Origin of the sequence: Pseudomonas sp. StFLB209, assembly GCF_000829415.1 — a bacterium.
GTDB lineage: Bacteria > Pseudomonadota > Gammaproteobacteria > Pseudomonadales > Pseudomonadaceae > Aquipseudomonas.
In genome coordinates this window covers 407,387-424,357 of the sequence record NZ_AP014637.1, presented here as the reverse complement: position 1 = coordinate 424,357, position 16,971 = coordinate 407,387, and the positions used below count along the sequence as shown (strand labels likewise).

General features: G+C 61.1%; 21 protein-coding genes. 15 read left to right on the top strand and 6 right to left on the bottom strand.

Features of this window, described 5'->3' with window-relative positions; genetic code table 11:
• From cobU to PSCI_RS01885, 8 genes are all read left to right on the top strand, one after another.
• Complete coding sequence (gene cobU, locus PSCI_RS01915; RefSeq protein WP_045482092.1) at positions 1 to 522, top strand: bifunctional adenosylcobinamide kinase/adenosylcobinamide-phosphate guanylyltransferase; 522 nt, start codon at positions 1 to 3, stop codon at positions 520 to 522.
• On the top strand, positions 519 to 1,571 hold the full coding sequence (cobT, locus tag PSCI_RS01910) for a nicotinate-nucleotide--dimethylbenzimidazole phosphoribosyltransferase (protein WP_045482089.1): 1,053 nt from the start codon (positions 519 to 521) through the stop codon (positions 1,569 to 1,571). Before cobU ends, cobT begins: the two co-directional genes overlap by 4 nt.
• Positions 1,568 to 2,146, top strand: a complete 579-nt coding sequence (gene cobC, locus PSCI_RS01905; RefSeq protein WP_045482086.1) for an alpha-ribazole phosphatase family protein — start codon at positions 1,568 to 1,570, stop codon at positions 2,144 to 2,146. The genes cobT and cobC overlap by 4 nt, the downstream gene beginning before the upstream one ends.
• A gap of 1 nt (position 2,147) precedes the next feature.
• Positions 2,148 to 2,876 (top strand): adenosylcobinamide-GDP ribazoletransferase, encoded by a 729-nt coding sequence (locus PSCI_RS01900; protein ID WP_045482083.1) that lies wholly within the window; start codon positions 2,148 to 2,150, stop codon positions 2,874 to 2,876.
• 128 nt (positions 2,877 to 3,004) lie between these two features.
• Positions 3,005 to 3,409 (top strand): MarR family winged helix-turn-helix transcriptional regulator, encoded by a 405-nt coding sequence (locus PSCI_RS01895; RefSeq protein WP_045482079.1) that lies wholly within the window; start codon positions 3,005 to 3,007, stop codon positions 3,407 to 3,409.
• A gap of 45 nt (positions 3,410 to 3,454) precedes the next feature.
• Positions 3,455 to 4,657, top strand: a complete 1,203-nt coding sequence (locus PSCI_RS01890; RefSeq protein WP_045482076.1) for an MFS transporter — start codon at positions 3,455 to 3,457, stop codon at positions 4,655 to 4,657.
• Positions 4,654 to 4,776 carry a hypothetical protein gene (locus tag PSCI_RS29965; RefSeq protein ID WP_269451202.1) on the top strand — a complete coding sequence of 41 codons (123 nt, stop codon included), beginning with the start codon at positions 4,654 to 4,656 and terminating at the stop codon, positions 4,774 to 4,776. Before PSCI_RS01890 ends, PSCI_RS29965 begins: the two co-directional genes overlap by 4 nt.
• Positions 4,777 to 4,847: 71 nt before the next feature.
• Positions 4,848 to 5,411, top strand: coding sequence for a glutathione peroxidase (locus PSCI_RS01885; protein WP_045482074.1), 564 nt, complete (start codon positions 4,848 to 4,850; stop codon positions 5,409 to 5,411).
• A gap of 70 nt (positions 5,412 to 5,481) precedes the next feature.
• Here the strand turns inward: PSCI_RS01885 and PSCI_RS01880 are convergent, their stop codons facing one another.
• From PSCI_RS01880 to PSCI_RS01870, 3 genes are all read right to left on the bottom strand, one after another.
• The gene (locus PSCI_RS01880) at positions 5,482 to 6,756 is read right to left on the bottom strand and encodes an OmpP1/FadL family transporter (RefSeq protein WP_045482070.1); all 1,275 of its coding nucleotides are present in this window, start codon (positions 6,754 to 6,756) and stop codon (positions 5,482 to 5,484) included.
• A gap of 151 nt (positions 6,757 to 6,907) precedes the next feature.
• The gene (locus tag PSCI_RS01875) at positions 6,908 to 7,387 is read right to left on the bottom strand and encodes a hypothetical protein (protein ID WP_045482067.1); all 480 of its coding nucleotides are present in this window, start codon (positions 7,385 to 7,387) and stop codon (positions 6,908 to 6,910) included.
• Positions 7,388 to 7,588: 201 nt separating this feature from the next.
• Entirely contained in the window at positions 7,589 to 7,816 is a 228-nt protein-coding gene (locus PSCI_RS01870; protein ID WP_045482064.1) for a hypothetical protein, read from the bottom strand.
• A 1,064-nt stretch (positions 7,817 to 8,880) separates the two neighbouring features.
• On the opposite strand from PSCI_RS01870, the gene rmuC reads away from it, so the two are divergent.
• Complete coding sequence (gene rmuC, locus PSCI_RS01865; protein ID WP_162484341.1) at positions 8,881 to 10,245, top strand: DNA recombination protein RmuC; 1,365 nt, start codon at positions 8,881 to 8,883, stop codon at positions 10,243 to 10,245.
• A gap of 155 nt (positions 10,246 to 10,400) precedes the next feature.
• Positions 10,401 to 10,523 carry a PA1414 family protein gene (locus tag PSCI_RS29960; protein WP_144403179.1) on the top strand — a complete coding sequence of 41 codons (123 nt, stop codon included), beginning with the start codon at positions 10,401 to 10,403 and terminating at the stop codon, positions 10,521 to 10,523.
• Between the two features lie 37 nt (positions 10,524 to 10,560).
• Here PSCI_RS29960 and PSCI_RS01860 read toward each other — a convergent pair whose 3' ends face one another.
• Positions 10,561 to 10,842: a hypothetical protein gene (locus tag PSCI_RS01860; protein ID WP_045482057.1), complete on the bottom strand. Its 282-nt coding sequence runs from the start codon at positions 10,840 to 10,842 to the stop codon at positions 10,561 to 10,563.
• Positions 10,843 to 11,001: 159 nt separating this feature from the next.
• On the opposite strand from PSCI_RS01860, the gene PSCI_RS01855 reads away from it, so the two are divergent.
• Together PSCI_RS01855 and PSCI_RS01850 are read left to right on the top strand one after the other, a co-directional pair.
• On the top strand, positions 11,002 to 11,592 hold the full coding sequence (locus PSCI_RS01855) for a tRNA-uridine aminocarboxypropyltransferase (RefSeq protein WP_045482054.1): 591 nt from the start codon (positions 11,002 to 11,004) through the stop codon (positions 11,590 to 11,592).
• Between the two features lie 146 nt (positions 11,593 to 11,738).
• Positions 11,739 to 12,710, top strand: a complete 972-nt coding sequence (locus tag PSCI_RS01850; protein WP_045482051.1) for a DMT family transporter — start codon at positions 11,739 to 11,741, stop codon at positions 12,708 to 12,710.
• Between the two features lie 100 nt (positions 12,711 to 12,810).
• Here the strand turns inward: PSCI_RS01850 and PSCI_RS01845 are convergent, their stop codons facing one another.
• Both PSCI_RS01845 and PSCI_RS01840 read right to left on the bottom strand, forming a co-directional pair.
• Entirely contained in the window at positions 12,811 to 13,440 is a 630-nt protein-coding gene (locus PSCI_RS01845) for an NAD(P)H-dependent oxidoreductase (protein WP_045482048.1), read from the bottom strand.
• Complete coding sequence (locus tag PSCI_RS01840; RefSeq protein WP_045482046.1) at positions 13,433 to 14,827, bottom strand: class II fumarate hydratase; 1,395 nt, start codon at positions 14,825 to 14,827, stop codon at positions 13,433 to 13,435. The genes PSCI_RS01845 and PSCI_RS01840 overlap by 8 nt, the downstream gene beginning before the upstream one ends.
• A 185-nt stretch (positions 14,828 to 15,012) precedes the next feature.
• Here PSCI_RS01840 and PSCI_RS01835 point away from each other — a divergent pair, with 185 nt between their 5' ends.
• From PSCI_RS01835 to trhO, 3 genes are all read left to right on the top strand, one after another.
• On the top strand, positions 15,013 to 15,531 hold the full coding sequence (locus PSCI_RS01835) for a DUF2059 domain-containing protein (RefSeq protein ID WP_045482044.1): 519 nt from the start codon (positions 15,013 to 15,015) through the stop codon (positions 15,529 to 15,531).
• Between the two features lie 28 nt (positions 15,532 to 15,559).
• Complete coding sequence (locus tag PSCI_RS01830; RefSeq protein ID WP_045482042.1) at positions 15,560 to 15,856, top strand: BolA family protein; 297 nt, start codon at positions 15,560 to 15,562, stop codon at positions 15,854 to 15,856.
• 168 nt (positions 15,857 to 16,024) lie between these two features.
• A complete protein-coding gene (gene trhO, locus PSCI_RS01825; protein ID WP_045493690.1) occupies positions 16,025 to 16,969 on the top strand; it encodes an oxygen-dependent tRNA uridine(34) hydroxylase TrhO in 945 nt (314 codons plus the stop codon).
• Positions 16,970 to 16,971: the final 2 nt, after the last annotated feature.

Sequence of the window (16,971 nt, the reverse complement as noted above, 5' to 3'; positions counted from 1 at the left end):
ATGCTGCAACTGATTCTCGGCGGCGCCCGCTCTGGCAAGAGCCGCCTGGCTGAAGAGCTGGCAAGCCGCTCGGGGCTGGCGGTGACCTACATTGCCACCAGCCAGCCGGTAGACGGCGAACTCAACCAGCGTGTGGCCCTGCACCGGGCGCGACGCCCCGAGCATTGGGGGTTGGTCGAAGAACCGCTGGAACTGGCGCGGGTCCTGCGTGAGTGGGCGGCGCCGGGCCAGTGCCTGCTAATCGATTGCCTGACCCTGTGGCTGACCAACCTGCTGATGCTCGACGACCCGCAACGGCTGGCCCATGAGCGCCAGGCGCTGCTCGATAGCGTGGCGGCCCTGCCGGGCGAAATCATTTTTGTCAGCAATGAAACCGGGTTGGGTGTAGTGCCCCTGGGTGAGCTGACCCGTCGCTATGTTGACGAAGCCGGCTTGTTGCATCAGGCCCTTGCCGAACGCTGCCAGCGCGTGGTGTTGACGGTTGCCGGCCTGCCTCTGACTTTGAAAGGAACTGCTCCATGACTCAATCCTGGTGGCTTGCCCCTGCTCGCGGTATCGACGTGGCGGCCCGTGAAGCGGCGCTGGCGCGTCAGCAGCAACTGACCAAACCGGCCGGCTCGCTGGCGCAACTGGAGCGTCTGGCGGTGCAGATCGCGGGCCTGCAAGGCCGCGAAAAACCAGCTGTCGACCGGCTGTGGATTGCGATTTTTGCCGGCGACCACGGGGTGGTCAGCGAAGGCGTGTCGGCCTATCCGCAGGAAGTCACCGGGCAGATGCTCGGCAACTTCGTCAATGGCGGTGCGGCTATCAGCGTACTGGCCCGGCAATTGGCCGCGCAGCTGGATGTGGTCGACCTCGGCACTGTCAGTGCCCTGAACTTGCCAGGTGTGCGTCATCTGCAACTGGGCGCCGGCACCGCCAGCTTCGTCAGCGGCCCGGCGATGAACGCCGGGCAGGGCCATGCGGCGTTGCAGGCCGGGCGTGACAGCGTACTACGCGCCAAGGCCGCCGGTATCGAGCTGTTTGTCGGCGGTGAAATGGGCATTGGCAATACCACCGCAGCCAGTGCCGTAGCCTGTTCATTGCTTGAGTGTGCAGCAGCATTGATGGTTGGTCCGGGCACCGGTCTGAACGCCGAGGGCGTGCAGCACAAGACCGCCGTGATCGAGCGCGGCCTGGCGTTGCATGCCGAACATGCGGGCGATCCGCTGGGCAGTTTGCTGAGCCTTGGCGGCTTCGAGATCGCCGCTCTGGCCGGTGCCTACCTGGCCTGCGCTCAGGAAGGTATCGTCGCGCTGGTCGATGGCTTTATTTGCAGCGTCGCCGCCTTGGTGGCGGTGCGCCTGAATCCATCGATACGGCCATGGCTGTTGTTTGGTCATCGCGGTGCCGAGCCCGGTCATCGGCATGTCCTGGAAGTGCTGCAGGCCGAGCCGCTGCTTGATCTGGGGCTGCGGCTGGGCGAAGGCAGTGGTGCGGCGCTGGCAGTACCGCTGGTGCGCCTGGCCTGCGAGCTGCATAACGGCATGGCGACCTTTGCCGAAGCCGCCGTGGCGGATCGCCCGGCATGATCGTCGACCTGCTGCGCCATGGCGAAACCGAGCTGGGCGGCGGTCTGCGCGGCAGTATCGACGATGCCCTGACCGAAGCGGGCTGGGCACAGATGCATGCCGCCGTGGCCGACGCTGCAACAGGTGCCGCGTCATGGACCCGGATCGTCAGTTCGCCGTTGCAGCGCTGTGCACGGTTCGCGCAAGTATTGGCCGAGCGTCTGCAACTGCCGCTGAGCCTGGACGCTGATGTTCAGGAGCTGCATTTCGGTGACTGGGAAGGGCGCAGCGCGGCGCAGATCATGCAAACCGATGCCGATGGCCTGGGCGCGTTCTGGAACAACCCCTACACCTTCACCCCGCCCAATGGCGAGCCGGTGGCGGTGTTTGCCGAGCGTGTGGGCGCGGCGTTGCAACGCTTGCAACAGCGCCATAGTGGCGAGCGGGTATTGCTGGTCTGTCATGGCGGGGTGATCCGCCTGTTGTTGGCCCGTGCCCGCGGCCTGCCCCGTGAGCAGTTGCTGCAAGTGTCGGTGGCCCATGGCGCGCTGCACAGCGTGCAAGTGGCGGTGGATGGCACCCTGACGGAGCTTTGAGATGCTGCCTTTGTGGATCGCCGTGCAATTTCTCAGCAGCCTGCCGGTGCGTTTGCCGGGCATGCCGGAACCGCAGCAGATGGGCCGTTCGCTGCTGTTTTATCCGCTGGTCGGGGCGCTGTTCGGCGCGTTGTTGATGTTGCTCGCGGCGCTATTGTCCGCAACCCCGCCGATCTTGCAGGCGGCGCTGCTGCTCTGCGCCTGGGTGCTGCTCAGCGGTGGGCTGCACCTGGACGGCCTGGCCGACAGCGCGGACGCATGGCTGGGCGGCTTCGGTGATCGTGAGCGCACCCTGAGCATCATGAAGGACCCGCGCAGCGGACCGATTGCGGTGGTCACCCTGGTGCTGGTGTTGCTGCTGAAGTTCTGCGCGATTCTGGTCCTGCTTGAGCAGCAGGCATGGATCGGCTTGCTGCTGGCACCGCTGATCGGGCGCACGGCGTTGCTGGGGCTGTTTCTCAGCACGCCCTACGTGCGTGCTGGCGGCCTGGGCCAGGCGCTAGCCGATCACCTGCCGCGTCGCGCTGGCTGGCAAGTGTCGGGCGTAGTGGTGGTGGCCTGCCTGTTGTTGGGGGGCGCCAGCGGCGTAGTTGCCTTGCTCGTCGCCAGCGCGGGCTTCCTTTGGCTGCGCAGCCTGATGCTGCGCCGACTCGGCGGCACCACCGGGGACACCGCCGGGGCGTTGCTGGAGTTGCTTGAGGTCGCCGTGCTGGTGGCGTTGGCCTTGTAAAGCAGCATTCGCTGTCAATAGAGCCTTCGGGGCACAAGCCCCTCCTACAGACGATGTTGTTCTTGTCGTGGCTGGCATACTGTGAAATATCTTGCAATATCCACTGATGCGGGTATATACACGTATTCATGTTGACCACCGAATGTATCTGTACCCATCTGCGTCGTGCTGCCCGTGGGGTGAGCCGGCATTATGACGAAGCGCTGGACGGCTTCGGGATTAATGTCGCCCAGTTTTCCCTGCTGCGCCATCTGCAGCGTCTCGACCAACCGAGTATCTCCAGTCTGGCTGAAGCTATGGGGCTGGAGCGCAGTACGTTGGGTCGCAATCTGCGGGTGCTGGAAGCCGAAGGGCTGGTGGCGCTGGATGAGGGGCGTGATCAGCGTAATCGGCTGGTGCGCCTGACGGCTGAAGGTAATAAGCGTCTGCACGCAGCCGGCCCGGCCTGGGAGCAGGCCCAGCAACAATTGATCGATCGATTGGGTGAAGACCGGCGTAATGAACTGCTGCGCGTGCTGCAAAGCCTGGCCTGAATAACAACGGGTAAACCACCCGAATAACGAACGAGGGAATGACAAATGACATCAGCCTGGCGAACCAGCGGCTGGATCATGGTGGGCAGTGCGCTGATCCTGGCGTTATCACTGGGAACGCGGCATGGCTTCGGGCTGTTTCTTGCGCCCATGAGCAGTGACTTCGGCTGGGGCCGCGAAGTGTTTGCCTTCGCCATTGCCCTGCAGAACCTGTGCTGGGGGCTGGCGCAACCGTTCGCCGGTGCGCTGGCTGACCGTTATGGTTCCGGCAAGGTGGTGTTCGTAGGGGGCGTGCTGTATGCCATCGGCCTGGCGATGATGAGCATGGCCGATTCGCCCTGGAGCTTGTCGTTGAGTGCCGGGATTCTGATCGGCATCGGTTTGTCCGGGACCTCGTTCTCGATTTTGCTTAGCCTGGTGGGGCGCTCGTTGCCTGCGGAAAAACGCAGCATGGGCATGGGGATTGCCAGTGCGGCGGGCTCGTTTGGTCAGTTCGCGATGCTGCCAGGCACCCTGGGGCTGATTGGCGGCCTGGGCTGGTCCGGTGCTTTGTTGGTGCTCAGCGTGCTGGTGGCGCTGATCCTGCCGCTGGCCGCGATGCTCAAGGAGCAGCGCCCGGTGGAGGCGCAGGGGCCGCAGCAGACGCTGGCTGAGGCGCTGCGCGAAGCCTGCAGCCATTCCGGCTTCTGGCTGCTGGCGCTGGGCTTTTTCGTCTGTGGCTTTCAAGTGGTCTTCATCGGCTTGCACCTGCCGGCTTATCTGGTGGATCAGCACTTGCCGGTGCAGGTCGGCACCACGGTGCTGGCGCTGGTGGGGCTGTTCAATATCTTCGGTACTTACACCGCCGGCTGGCTGGGCGGGCGGAGGTCCAAACCGCGGCTGCTCAGCGCGCTGTATCTGCTGCGCGGCGTGGCGATCGTGATATTTCTCTGGGTGCCGCTCAGTGAGACCTCGGCCTACCTGTTTGGCGTGGTGATGGGGCTGTTGTGGCTGTCGACTGTGCCGTTGACCAATGGCACGGTGGCGGTGATGTTCGGTGTGCGTAACCTGTCGATGCTCGCCGGTATCGTGTTCCTGTTCCATCAGTTGGGCTCGTTCATGGGCGGCTGGCTGGGCGGGGTGGTCTATGACCGTACCGGCAGTTACGATCTGGTCTGGCAAATCGCAGTGTTGCTCAGCGTGCTGGCGGCGGCCCTGAACTGGCCGGTGCGTGAGCGTCCGGTGGCTCGTTTGCAGGTGGCAGTGTGATCCGCCTTGGCCCCTGGCTGCTCGCTGTAGCGGCCGGCACTGCGCTGCTGGCGCTGAGCTGGTGGGGGTGGCAGCGCATGGGGCTGGCGGCGTTGCAACTGGGCATGGGCAATTGTTGAGCTGTGGCCGGTTGTGGGAGTAACGTGTCGGACAATACACCGACTAAAACACCACCCACAGGGATGCTCCGATGACTGCGCGCTGGATTTCACTGCCACTTCTATTGCTGGCCTTGGGCAGTACCGCCCAGGCCGCCGATTGCCCCGCCGTGCTCAAGGAACAGGGCGAGTTGCCCGCGTTGCGCGGCAAACAAACCATTGACCTGTGCCAGCGTTTTGCCGGTAAACCGCTGGTGGTGGTCAATACGGCCAGCTTCTGTGGCTTTACCTCGCAGTTCAAGGGCCTGGAGGCGTTGAATCAGCAGTACAAGGCTCAAGGCCTTGAGGTGCTGGGCGTGCCGTCCAATGATTTCAAGCAGGAGTCCGGGGACGGTGAAGAAACGGCCAAGGTCTGCTACGTCAATTACGGCGTGACCTTCACCATGACCGAGCCGCAACCGGTACGCGGCAGCGATGCCATTGCGTTGTTTCGTAATCTTGCCGAACAAAGCGATGGCGCCGCACCGCGCTGGAACTTCAACAAGTATGTGGTGGATCGTCAGGGCAAGGTCGTCGCCCACTTCGGCAGCACCACCAAGCCGGATGATCCGCAGTTGATTGCGGCCATCGAGAAGGCGATTGCTTCAAAGCCTTGAGGCATACACAGGGGTATTAAAAAGCCCGCAACCGTGACCGGCTGCGGGCTTTTTCATGGCCGATCCGTGATCAGAACTTGTAGGTCAGCGAAGTACCGATGGTGTGTGCGCTGTTGCGGAAGTCAGCGTTGTAGGCGCCTTTGGTTGCGCTGGCATCGCGCAGCTTGGCTTCTTCTTCACGCAGGTACAGGTAAGCGAAGTCGATGGTGATGTCTTCGGTCGGGCTGTAACCGGCGCCAAGGCTGAAGATCTTGCGATCGCCAGTCGGGATGCGTGGCGAACGATGCGAGTTGCTGACTGGCGACTGGTCCATGGCAAGGCCGGTGCGCAGGGTCCACTGGTTGTTCAGTTTGTAGGCTGCACCAATGGCGTGGTACCAGGTGTTTTTCCACTCCTGGACTTCCGAAATGCGCCCGATCGGGCCTGTTGCGCCGCCGAGCTGGGCCGGCACGCCGCTGTTGTTCACGTCGATCGATTGCAGACGGCTCCAGCGGGTCCAGGTGCTGCCTGCGTAGAGTGTCCACTGGTCATCCAGTTGGTGGGTGATGGACAGTTCGGCAGACTCCGGGGTTTCCAGTTTCAGCGAGGCGTCGTATTTCTGGCCGTTGAACACACTGAAGCCCGGGCCTTCGATCTTGGTCTTGCCCTTGAGCTTGTAGTCGACCTTGGAACGGTAAGCCAGGCCGATGCTTGTGTCGTCGGTGGCCTGGACCAGCACACCGATGTTGAAGCCTACCGCGACGTCATCACCCTTGATGGTGACCTTGCCGTCGTTGCGGCCAGGTGTGGCGGCGTTGACGGCTGCCGAAGCCAGCTCGCCTTCAATACGGTTGATTGTCGGCCCGAAACCGATCGAGACCCGGTCGTTGAAGGCGTAGCTGATGGTCGGCTGCAGCGTCACGACCTGAACTTCGCTCTTGGAGCCCCAGTAACGGCCGGCGAAGCCGCTTTCGTAGTCGGTCTTCAGGCCAAATGGTGCATACATGCCCAGGCCGAAGGTCCATTGTTCGCTGAGTGGCTTGACGTAGTAACCCATGGGTACCGCGACCACAGGGACCATGTCGCCATCATTGCTGCCGCCGAAGGTGCCCTGGCCATTGTCGATGTCAGTCTTGGCAAAAATTGCAGCGGCACCGAGGTTGACCTGTTCACGCTTGAGGCGTGACATACCGGCAGGGTTGCCAGCCACTGTGCTGGCGTCTTCAGCTGCCGATGCACGACCGGCGAAGGAGGTGCCCATGCCACTGATGCTTTGTTCGTTGAGGGCGAAACCGGAAGCCAGCAGATGGGAGGAGGCGAGACAGGCAGTCAATCCGAGTGTGGTCTTGAGCATTGCTTTTTTCATTATTAGTACTCCATGAGAATCACGGCATCGAAAGTATCAATATTTCCTACCGTGCGCCATAGCCTGAAGAGCCCGAGATAGAGCCTTTTTTTGTCTGACAATCGGACCTTTTTGCACGATCGTCCCAGAACGTGCGGACTACGGCCATCGCTTAGGCGGTGGCAAATAAAGGGGCGACGCTGAGTTGCCATGCAGTGACAAAATCTTTCAGTCTGCCTTGCGGCTGAAATATCTGTCGCCAGATTCTGGCCATTGCCAGAGGATCGTCTTCCGTGGGCAGGGTGTTGATCTGCGCCTCGACCATCAGCCAGGCAATCGCTGTGGCGTACCGCAGGTTGACGGTCAGTTCCAGGTGCGGGCCGCTGAGGAACGCATGCTGGCTGGCCAGCCCACGGACCAGGCTGGCAAGGTTCGGGTCCTGCGCCAGGTAGTCGTCCCAGAGCCGCTGATGGCGTGATTCGGAAATATGATAGAGGCCATGACCGCGAGGGCTGTCCAGTGCGGCACCGAGCGCTGACTGACTGGCAGCGATACCCAGCAGCAATGCCTCGGCAGCGGGGTGGTGACGATCAAGGTAGGCCAGAGTCGGGCGAATGACGTGACGGTGCAAATGTACGGCTGCGATACCCATAAGACAGTCCGCTCACTGTGAAGTGGCCGGCGGACCCGCGCGCGTGGCAGCACTATGAAAGGTTGGGTCCGTCGGAAGCGGCAGGGCCGCTTGAGTTCAAGTGTAGTGTCATATTTACGGTGTAAAGGTCTGTTTTTACATCGTTTGTCTTATCAGCATCACTTCGATAGAACGCTTGGCGATTAGCCGGCTGCCGCTCAATCAGGCCGCCAGGGCCTGGCGGGTGCGGTCGATGACGGCCTGCAGCGGGGCTGCGCTGGCGTACTGCTCGGGGTACAGGCGCTCACTGTGACGGGCAATGCCGTGCTCGTTGACCAGGGTAAAGCTGAAGCTGCCCTTGCGTGCTGCGACGATAAGGCAGTTCATGGGGGCAAAAGCGTGAGTCAGGGCGTTGATGGCTTCTTGGGTATGAAAGTGTTGAGTTGTCATTATGAAAATATTCCTGAGTACGGCATGTCTGCATGCCGTGCATCCATTAAGGATTCCAGTAAACGCGGGGTACGGAGTCTTGGGGCCGTAATTGGGCGTAGAACCTGACTGGAACAAAAGCAGCCAGTTGAAGCGCATAAATATGTGGCGCTCGGGCTGACCGGTAGGTACGTGGGAAGTCAGGCAACATACAAGAGCAAAGGTTCGCGCTCTGATGAAGATCCTGATCAATTGCAGAAGGGTCGGTGGAGCATGGGCCTTGATGTGCAGCGCGTTGGCGCAGCAGAGAGAGCAAGGAGGTGCTCGAAAAACCAGCGATGGGGTCTGTTCCCGTGGGTTATAGCCGTGGCTGGCCTTGGGAACCTGGTCGACCTGAGTGAATTGACATTCAGCTTGGTACTTAACGGCGGCGATGCTGCCTGAGATTGGCGGGTAATGCAAGCCCTTTGACAAAATTTCTGGTGAACCGGTTTGCACGCCGGGTGCGTCCAGGCGTCGATGACCGGCCGTAGTGTCTGGCTCGCTGGTTTTTCACTTTCTGTAAGGCGAGGCTTACAGCCTGGCCAGCTGTCAAGCATCGTTGTGCACATTAGCGGCACAAGCTGCCACATCACTGTCATATGGGCGCCTAAGAGCTTGATTTACTGCGGTGAATTAATAAGTCAATGAAAAACATCGCTTTTTTTTACTGGTGAAAAAATCGACAGTTTGAGCGCAGGCCTCATTCTGTGTGGCTTTGCGAGGGGATAGGGGGGGTTGTCCACTGAGTTATCCACAGCTTCTGTGGATTGTCCCGGTGCATTTCTGTGTGTATCAGGGGCTTTACCTTGGCAGAAAATGGCGTAGAGTATGCTCCCCCTCGATTTAAGTCCTTGATCCTTCGGTCATCAGGACGCAGTCTTCGCTACTGGTCTGAACACGCACATTGCTGCTGGCCGTGGAGTTCTCAAATGGCGCTTGAACTGAACAGCCTGTTGTTGGGCCTGGCCTTGGCTGCTGCGCCGCTACTGGCATTGGCCTGGCAGTTGCAGCGGCGGGCCGCGACCGCTGCTGGCGAACAGGCATTGCTCGAAGAGCGCCTGAGCACCGCGCAGCTGGCGCAGGACGGGCTGACCGTGCAGCTTGAAGCCAGCCGTGACGAAGTCAGCGACCTGAGCGAGGCCAACGCCGCCCGCCAGGCCGATCTGGCGGCATTGCGCCGTGAGGTCCAGTTGCTGCGTCAGGAGTGCGATGACCGCCGCGACGCCGCTGAGGGCTGGAATGTCGAGCGCACTGGCAAAGAAAGCGAGTTACGGCGCCTGGAAGCCCGCTGCGCGGCGTTGCAGGCCGAGTTGACCGAGCAGCAGGAAGGCCACCAGCAACGCCTCAATGATTTGCAGGATTCACGCAATGAACTGCGGGCGCAATTCGCCGAACTGGCCGGCAAGATTTTCGACGAGCGCGAGCAGCGCTTTGCCCAGACCAGCCAGGAGCAGCTCGGCCAGTTGCTCAACCCGCTCAAGGAGCGCATTCAATCGTTCGAAAAGCGCGTGGAGGAAAGCTACCAGAACGAAGCGCGCGAGCGCTTCTCGCTAGGTAAGGAGCTGGAGCGCCTGCAACAGCTCAATCTGCGCCTGAGCGATGAAGCCACCAACCTGACCCAGGCCCTCAAGGGTCAGAAGACCCAAGGCAACTGGGGAGAATTGATCCTGGAGCGGGTGCTGGAGCACGCTGGGCTGGAAAAGGGCCGTGAGTACCAGACCCAGGTCAGCCTCAAGGGGCCTGAGGGTGAACGCTTTCAGCCTGACGTGCTGATCATGCTGCCGGGTGACAAGCAGGTGGTGGTCGATGCCAAGGTCAGCCTCACCGCTTATCAACAGTATGTCAGTGCTCCTGACGAGGTGCTGGGCCAGGCAGCACTGAAACAGCATGTGCTGTCGCTGCGCAATCACGTCAAGGGTTTGTCCGGCAAGGACTATAAACGTCTGGAAGGCCTGCACAGTCTGGATTTCGTGCTGCTGTTCGTGCCGATCGAAGCGGCTTTTGCCGCGGCCCTTCAGGCCGAGCCAAATCTGTTTCAGGAAGCGTTTGACCGCCACATCGTGATTGTCAGCCCGACTACCTTGCTGGCCACCCTGAGGGTGATCGACAGCCTGTGGAAGCAGGAGCGGCAGAGCCAGAATGCCCGGGAAATCGCCGAGCGGGCCGGCTGGCTTTACGACAAGTTTGTCTTGTTCATTCAGGACCTCGATGAAGTCGGCAATCGCTTGCAACAATTGGATAAGGCTTATGCGGCCGCACGCAATAAACTCACTGAAGGGCGTGGCAATCTGGTCAGCCGTAGTGAACAGCTGCGTCTACTGGGGGCACGGGCCAGCAAGAGTCTTCCGGCCGACCTGCTGGAGCGGGCAATGACCGACGAAGACGGCACGCTGCACTTGCCTGAGTAGCCGGGCCGTTCATCGCCAATGGATGACGATTGGGCTGATAGATGTCACATTGCCCATGTTTGCAGAGCGGTGACTGGCGGCATGCCGGTCAGGCTCTAGAATCAGTACAGGCGGCCGATAATCTGTAGTCGCCGGTTTTTCCCCAAGGGGGCGTTATGAACAACAAATTGCAGGAATGGCTTCATGATCTCGGCGTTGCCCTGGGCCTGATAGAACGGCCCAAATTGCAGCCGATCCCCGTGCGTAGCGACGACGAGCGCCGCCAGCGCCGTCGATAACAGCCCAGCTGCCGTGCAAGCCCTGATGCTCTCGGGGCTAGCGCCTCAGGCGTCGGCCAGGCAGGTCCCGGCCCATCAGCATGATCAGGTCAACGATCACCGGCACCGAGACCCGGTCCGGGCGCTTTCTGGCGCTTTCGCGGACCCGCTGGGGGAACTGACAGCCAAACGTCTCTTCGAGCCGCTCAAGCAGCATCTGTACATCGTCGTCGTCCAGCAGCATTTCTGCGAACGTGGCGTTGTCGCGTATGTGTGACTTGTCCACCAGAATGATGCCCAGTGCATCGAGCACGCGCTGGGTGACCCCCTCGCGATCCATAGGGACCTCCGGGTGTTGGCTGCTCACCTGGCACCATTACCGCAGTGCCAGCCTTGGCAGGTTAACGCAATCCATTCCCGGCTCAGAGGCAGTGCCGACAGACGCGCCGCTTCTGTTCGGTAAAGGGCTGTTGTAGATTGGCCGATTTCGAGGTTTCCGATGTCCCGCCAGCGTTGTGAGCGTTGCCTGCGCCCGCTCAGCCACTGCCTGTGTGCGCTGATTCCGAGTCTTGATAGTCGTACCCGGGTGTTGGTGCTGCAGCATCCCAGCGAGGTGGGGCACGCCCTCAATACTGCGCGTCTGGCGACTCTGGGGCTGCGCAATGCGCAGTTGCTGGTGGGTGAAGTGTTCGATGACCTGCCGCAATTGCTCCATCAGCCCGGTTATCAGGCGCGCTTGCTGTTTCCGGGGGCGCAGGCTGAGGTGGTTGCACCGGTGCCTGCTGATGGCTTGCCGACCTTGTTGGTGGTCCCTGACGGCACCTGGCGCAAAGCGCGTAAGCTGCTGCATCTGAACCCGGCGCTGGCAGCGTTGCCCCGGCTAAGTCTGGCGCAGGTAACGGCTTCTCGCTATCGGCTGCGCAAAGCGCCTGGTCCCGAGGCGCTGTCGACCCTGGAGTCGATCGTCCAGGCACTGCAAGTGCTGGAGGCGCCCACAGGCTTTGATGCCTTGCTAAAGCCTTTTGATGCGTTGATCGACGGGCAGATTGCGGCCATGGGTGATGAGGTTTATCGGCGTAACCATGGGTGAGGTGCCCGACCATCAAGGACGGCCTCTGTCATCGCAGACAGGCCGCTGTTAGGTTGTATTTGCAGGTAGCTGTAACTGTCAGCTCGATAGCCCGCTATCTAGAATGATCGTGACCGCACCATTTTCCCGCCATTCTGGAACCATTCATGCACGTATCTTCCGGCCGTTGGCTATTGGGCCTCGGTCTGGCGCTGTTGACCGCGCTGCTCTGGGGCATCCTGCCTGTCAAACTCAAACAGGTTCTGCAGGTCATGGACCCGGTCACGGTGACCTGGTACCGCTTGCTCGTTTCCGGGCTGTTGCTGTTCATCTGGCTCAAGGCGAGCAGGGGCCTGCCGAGCTTCAAACCGCTGGGCAAGACCGGCAAGGGGCTGGTGGTCATGGCGGTATTGGGGCTGGTGGGCAACTATGTGCTGTATCTGGTGGGGTTGAAGCTGCTCAGCCCGGGTACTACGCAACTGTTGATCCAGACCGGGCCGATCATGTTGCTGATCGCCAGTATCTTCGTGTTCAAGGAGCGTTTCACACTGGGGCAGGGCATGGGGCTGCTAATCATGCTGGCCGGCTTTGTGCTGTTCTTCAACGAGCGGTTGGCCGAACTGTTCAGCTCACTGGGCAGCTACACCGTCGGTGTGCTGGTGATATTGCTGGCGTCATTGGTCTGGACCTTCTATGGCCTTAGCCAGAAGCAATTGCTCACGGTCTGGGACTCACGCCAGGTGATGATGGTCATCTACCTGTTCTGCGCCTTGCTGATCACGCCGTGGGCGCACCCACTGCAAGTGCTGCAGCTCGATACCGTGCAGGGTTTGCTGCTGTTCGCCTGCTGTCTCAACACCCTGGTGGCCTACGGCGCGTTTGCCGAAGCGCTGGTGCATTGGGAAGCTTCAAGGATCAGCGCGACTCTGGCGCTGACGCCGCTGATTACGCTGGCGTGCGTCGCGGTAGCGGCCTGGCTGTGGCCCGACCATGTGCAGGGCGAGCAGCTTAATCTGTTGGGGTATGGGGGCGCGGTGCTGGTGGTGACCGGTTCGGCGTTTACCGCCCTGGTGCCGTCGCTGATGGCCGGTTGGCGGGCCCGCAATGCTCGTTTGTCGAACGGCAAGCTTCATGGCTAAAGCCAATATTGTTCGGTTAAGTGCTTAATGTCCCCGGCTGCTCCCACGGGTCCTACAGGGTTCGGCTTTTGCCTGGCATTCAGGTAGCCGCAGATAAACCTTAACCTCGGCCCAACTGCTCTGCCTGGCGCACCCATTGCTGGCGCTGTGCCTCGCTGGCGCTGCGCACCGGGGCAAACTCGGTCAGGCGAGTGGTCCTGATCCCGCAAGAACCCAGAATCGTGCGCGTGATCTGCCGGTGGGGCGGGGCGCCGAAAATCCAGCGGCCGAAGATCCAGCGAAAGTAGCGCGGTGGCGTGTCCAGGCTCACCAGCAGTTCTGCGCTGCGGCCCTTGAGCAGTTGATTGTCCGGGTCTTTGCGTCCGTGGAGCCTGAAGGCGAAGCCCGGGATCAGTACCCGATCAAAGAAACCACTCAGCAGTGCTGGCAGACCGCTCCACCAGACCGGATAGACCAGCACCAGATGTTCGGCCCAATGAATCAGCCGCTGGGCATCGAGCAAATCGGCCTCCAGTGGCTGACCCTGCTCATAGCCGCCACGCAGGATCGGATCGAATGCCATTTCGCCCAGCTTCAGGCTGCGCACGACATGGCCCTCACCGCGCGCGCCCAGGGCATAGGCATCGCCCAGGGCATGGCACAATCCGCCAGCCTTGGGGGTGCCATAGATCATCAGGATTCGCTTGCCATTGCCTTCAAGCGGAGTGGCGCCGCTACGGGCCTCAGCCATGGCTACCCGCCTCAAGCATGTTTTGCGGGCGTACCCAGGCGTCGAACTGCTCGTCGCTCAGGTAGCCCAGGTCCAGAGCTGCCTGGCGCAGGGTAAGCCCTTCGGTGTAGGCCTTCTTGGCGATCTGTGCGGCTTTGTCATAACCGATATGCGGATTGAGTGCGGTGACCAGCATCAGTCCGCGCTCCAGATGCTCAGCCATCTTCGCGGTGTCTGGCTCCATGCCAGCCACACAGTGCTCATTAAAGTTTCGGCAGCCGTCTGCCAGCAGTTCGATGGATTCGAGCAGGTTATGGATGATCACCGGCTTGTACACATTGAGCTGTAAATGCCCCTGACTGGCGGCAAAACCGATGGTCACATCGTTACCCATGACCTGGCAGGCAAGCATTGACAAGGCCTCGCACTGGGTCGGGTTGACCTTGCCGGGCATGATCGAGCTGCCCGGTTCGTTGGCCGGCAGGCGCACTTCGGCCAGCCCGCCGCGCGGGCCGGAGCCGAGCAGGCGCAAGTCGTTGGCGATTTTCATCAGGCTGGTGGCCAGGGTCTTCAGGGCGCCGGACAAGGCGGCCAATGGTTCGTGACCGGCCAGGGCGGCGAATTTGTTTGGCGCGGTGACGAATGGTAAACCCGACAGCGCTGCCAGTTCGGCCGCCACCGCTTCGGCAAAGCCTTTCGGGGCATTGAGGCCGGTCCCTACCGCCGTGCCGCCCTGGGCCAGCTCGTACACTGCTGGCAGGGTGGCGCGAATGGCTTTGACCGAGTAATCAAGCTGGGCCACGAAACCGGACAGTTCCTGACCGAAGGTGATCGGCGTGGCGTCCATCATGTGGGTACGGCCGGTCTTGACCAGTTGGCTATGCCGTCTGGACTGCTCGGTCAGGCCTTCAGCCAGTTCTGCGACAGCCGGCAGCAGTTGATTTTGAACCGCTTGGGCGACCGCGATGTGCATGGCCGTGGGGAAGCAGTCGTTGGAGCTTTGCGAGCGATTGACGTGATCGTTGGGGTGCACCGGCGACTTGCCGCCGCGACCCTGGCCGGCCAGCTCGTTGGCGCGTCCGGCGATCACTTCGTTGACGTTCATGTTGCTCTGCGTGCCACTGCCGGTTTGCCAGACCACCAGCGGAAACTGGTCATTGAGCTGGGCGTCGAGGATTTCGTCAGCCGCCTGCTCGATCAGCCGGGCGATATCGGCGGGCAGGTCGCCATTGCGATTGTTGACCCGCGCGGCGGCTTTCTTGATCAGCGTCAAGGCATGCACCACTTGCAGCGGCATGCGCTGCTGGCCGATGGCGAAGTTGATCAGCGAGCGCTGGGTTTGCGCTCCCCAGTAGGCATCTTGCGGGACTTCAATCGGACCAAGGCTATCGGTTTCGGTACGGCTCACTGTACGACTCCTCGAAAATACGTTCGGTCTGTGCTGCTGACCGGTAGAGTTTAGTCGCCGATATCACCCTCGGGTTCCCCGCAGGCTCATGACCGCTGGCAACGCAGGGGTTGAGGCCGATGCGAACATCTGCGCAGAATGAAAAACATTGAGGCCATGCCTCGTTTGCCCAAATAGGAAACCCGATGATCCGTCTTCGCGTCATGTTCACCGTGCTGGCTCTGGCGTGTGCCAGCGGTCAGGTTCTTGCCGACACGGCCAGCCAGAATGCCAGCGCCGAGACGCTTCTGAAGCTGACCAACGCTGACAAACTCACCACGCCGATCTACGGGCAGGTTCAGCAGTTGTTTGCCCAGCGCTTCGCCGAGGCCAAGGCGCCGGCTTCGAAGAAAGCCCTGCTGGAGACCTATCAGGCCAAGGCCAACGCAGCGCTGGACCAGGCGGTTGGCTGGAACAAGCTCAAACCTGAGCTGGTGAAGATCTACACCAGCAACTTCACTGAGGCCGAGCTCAAAGAACTGGTGAATTTCTATCAGTCACCGGTCGGCAAAAAGGTGCTGAGCAAAATGCCTGAGCTGTCGCAGCAGTCAGTGCAACTGACCCAGACTCGTCTGGAAAGCGCAGGTCCTGTGGTCAACAAGCTGCTCGCCGACATGAGTGCCGAGCTTGAGCCGGCCAAGGCCGCACCTGCGAAAAAACCTTGAGCCTCCACTCTGAGACATCGTACCGATCATGAGCATGCAGCAACGTATCGAAACGGCCCTGGCCGACCTGCAACCTCTGCACCTGCAAGTGCTGAATGAAAGCCATATGCACAGCCGGGGCCAGGAGACGCACTACAAGGCGATCCTGGTCTGCGAGTCATTTCAGGGGCTCAATGCTGTCAAGCGTCATCAAAAGGTCTATGCCACTCTCGGCGGCCTGATGCAAGAGTTTCACGCGCTGGCGCTGCACACTTACACCCCGCAAGAGTGGGCGGCAAACAGCGATGTACCGGCGTCGCCGACCTGCGCAGGCGGTCACGCCTGAGGCCTGCGGCTTATTGATCCAGGTCAATATCCAGCGCTGTCTGCCAGCTCAGGTTTTTTGCTAGAATCCGCGCCGCGCCGCACTTGGCCGGCGCGTTTTCATTTCTGTTCTGTCCGGTAGGCCCTTTGCGAGGGTCACCACCTGGAGATATTGATGACTCAAACGTCGATGACCGCGCCGATCGTCGTGGCTGCGCTATACAAGTTCGTCACCCTCGACAATTACCTTGAGCTGCGTGAGCCGCTGCTCAATGCCATGCTCGCCAACGGCGTCAAAGGCACCCTGCTGATTGCCGAGGAAGGTATCAACGGCACCGTGTCTGCAACCCGCGAGGGGATCGACGGTTTGCTGGCCTGGCTGCGCAGTGACCCGCGGCTGGTGGACATCGACCACAAGGAATCCTACTGCGACGAACAGCCGTTCTATCGCACCAAGGTCAAGCTCAAGAAAGAGATCGTGACCCTGGGCGTGCCAGGCGTCGACCCCAACAAGGCGGTCGGGACTTATGTCGAGCCGCAGGACTGGAACGCGCTGATCAGCGACCCTGAAGTGCTGTTGATCGATACGCGCAACGACTATGAAGTGTCGATCGGCACCTTTGAAGGCGCGATCGATCCGAAAACCACCACCTTCCGCGAGTTTCCCGACTACATCAAGGCCAACTTCGACCCGAAGGTGCACAAGAAGGTCGCCATGTTCTGCACCGGCGGCATCCGCTGCGAAAAGGCCTCCAGCTACATGCTCGGTGAAGGCTTCGAAGAGGTCTATCACCTCAAGGGCGGGATTCTCAAGTACCTCGAAGAGGTGCCGCAGGAGCAGACCCTGTGGCGCGGCGACTGCTTTGTGTTCGACAACCGCGTAACGGTACGTCACGACTTGTCTGAAGGCGACTACGATCAATGTCATGCCTGTCGTAATCCGGTCAGTGTCGAGGACCGTGCCAGCGAGCATTACGTGCCGGGTATCAGTTGCCCGCATTGCTGGAATACCCTGAGCGAAAAGACCCGCCGCAGCGCCATCGACCGGCAGAAGCAGATCGAGCTGGCCAAGGCGCGTAATCAGCCACACCCGATCGGCTACAACTATCGCCAAGCATCGGAAACGGAGGCCTGAGC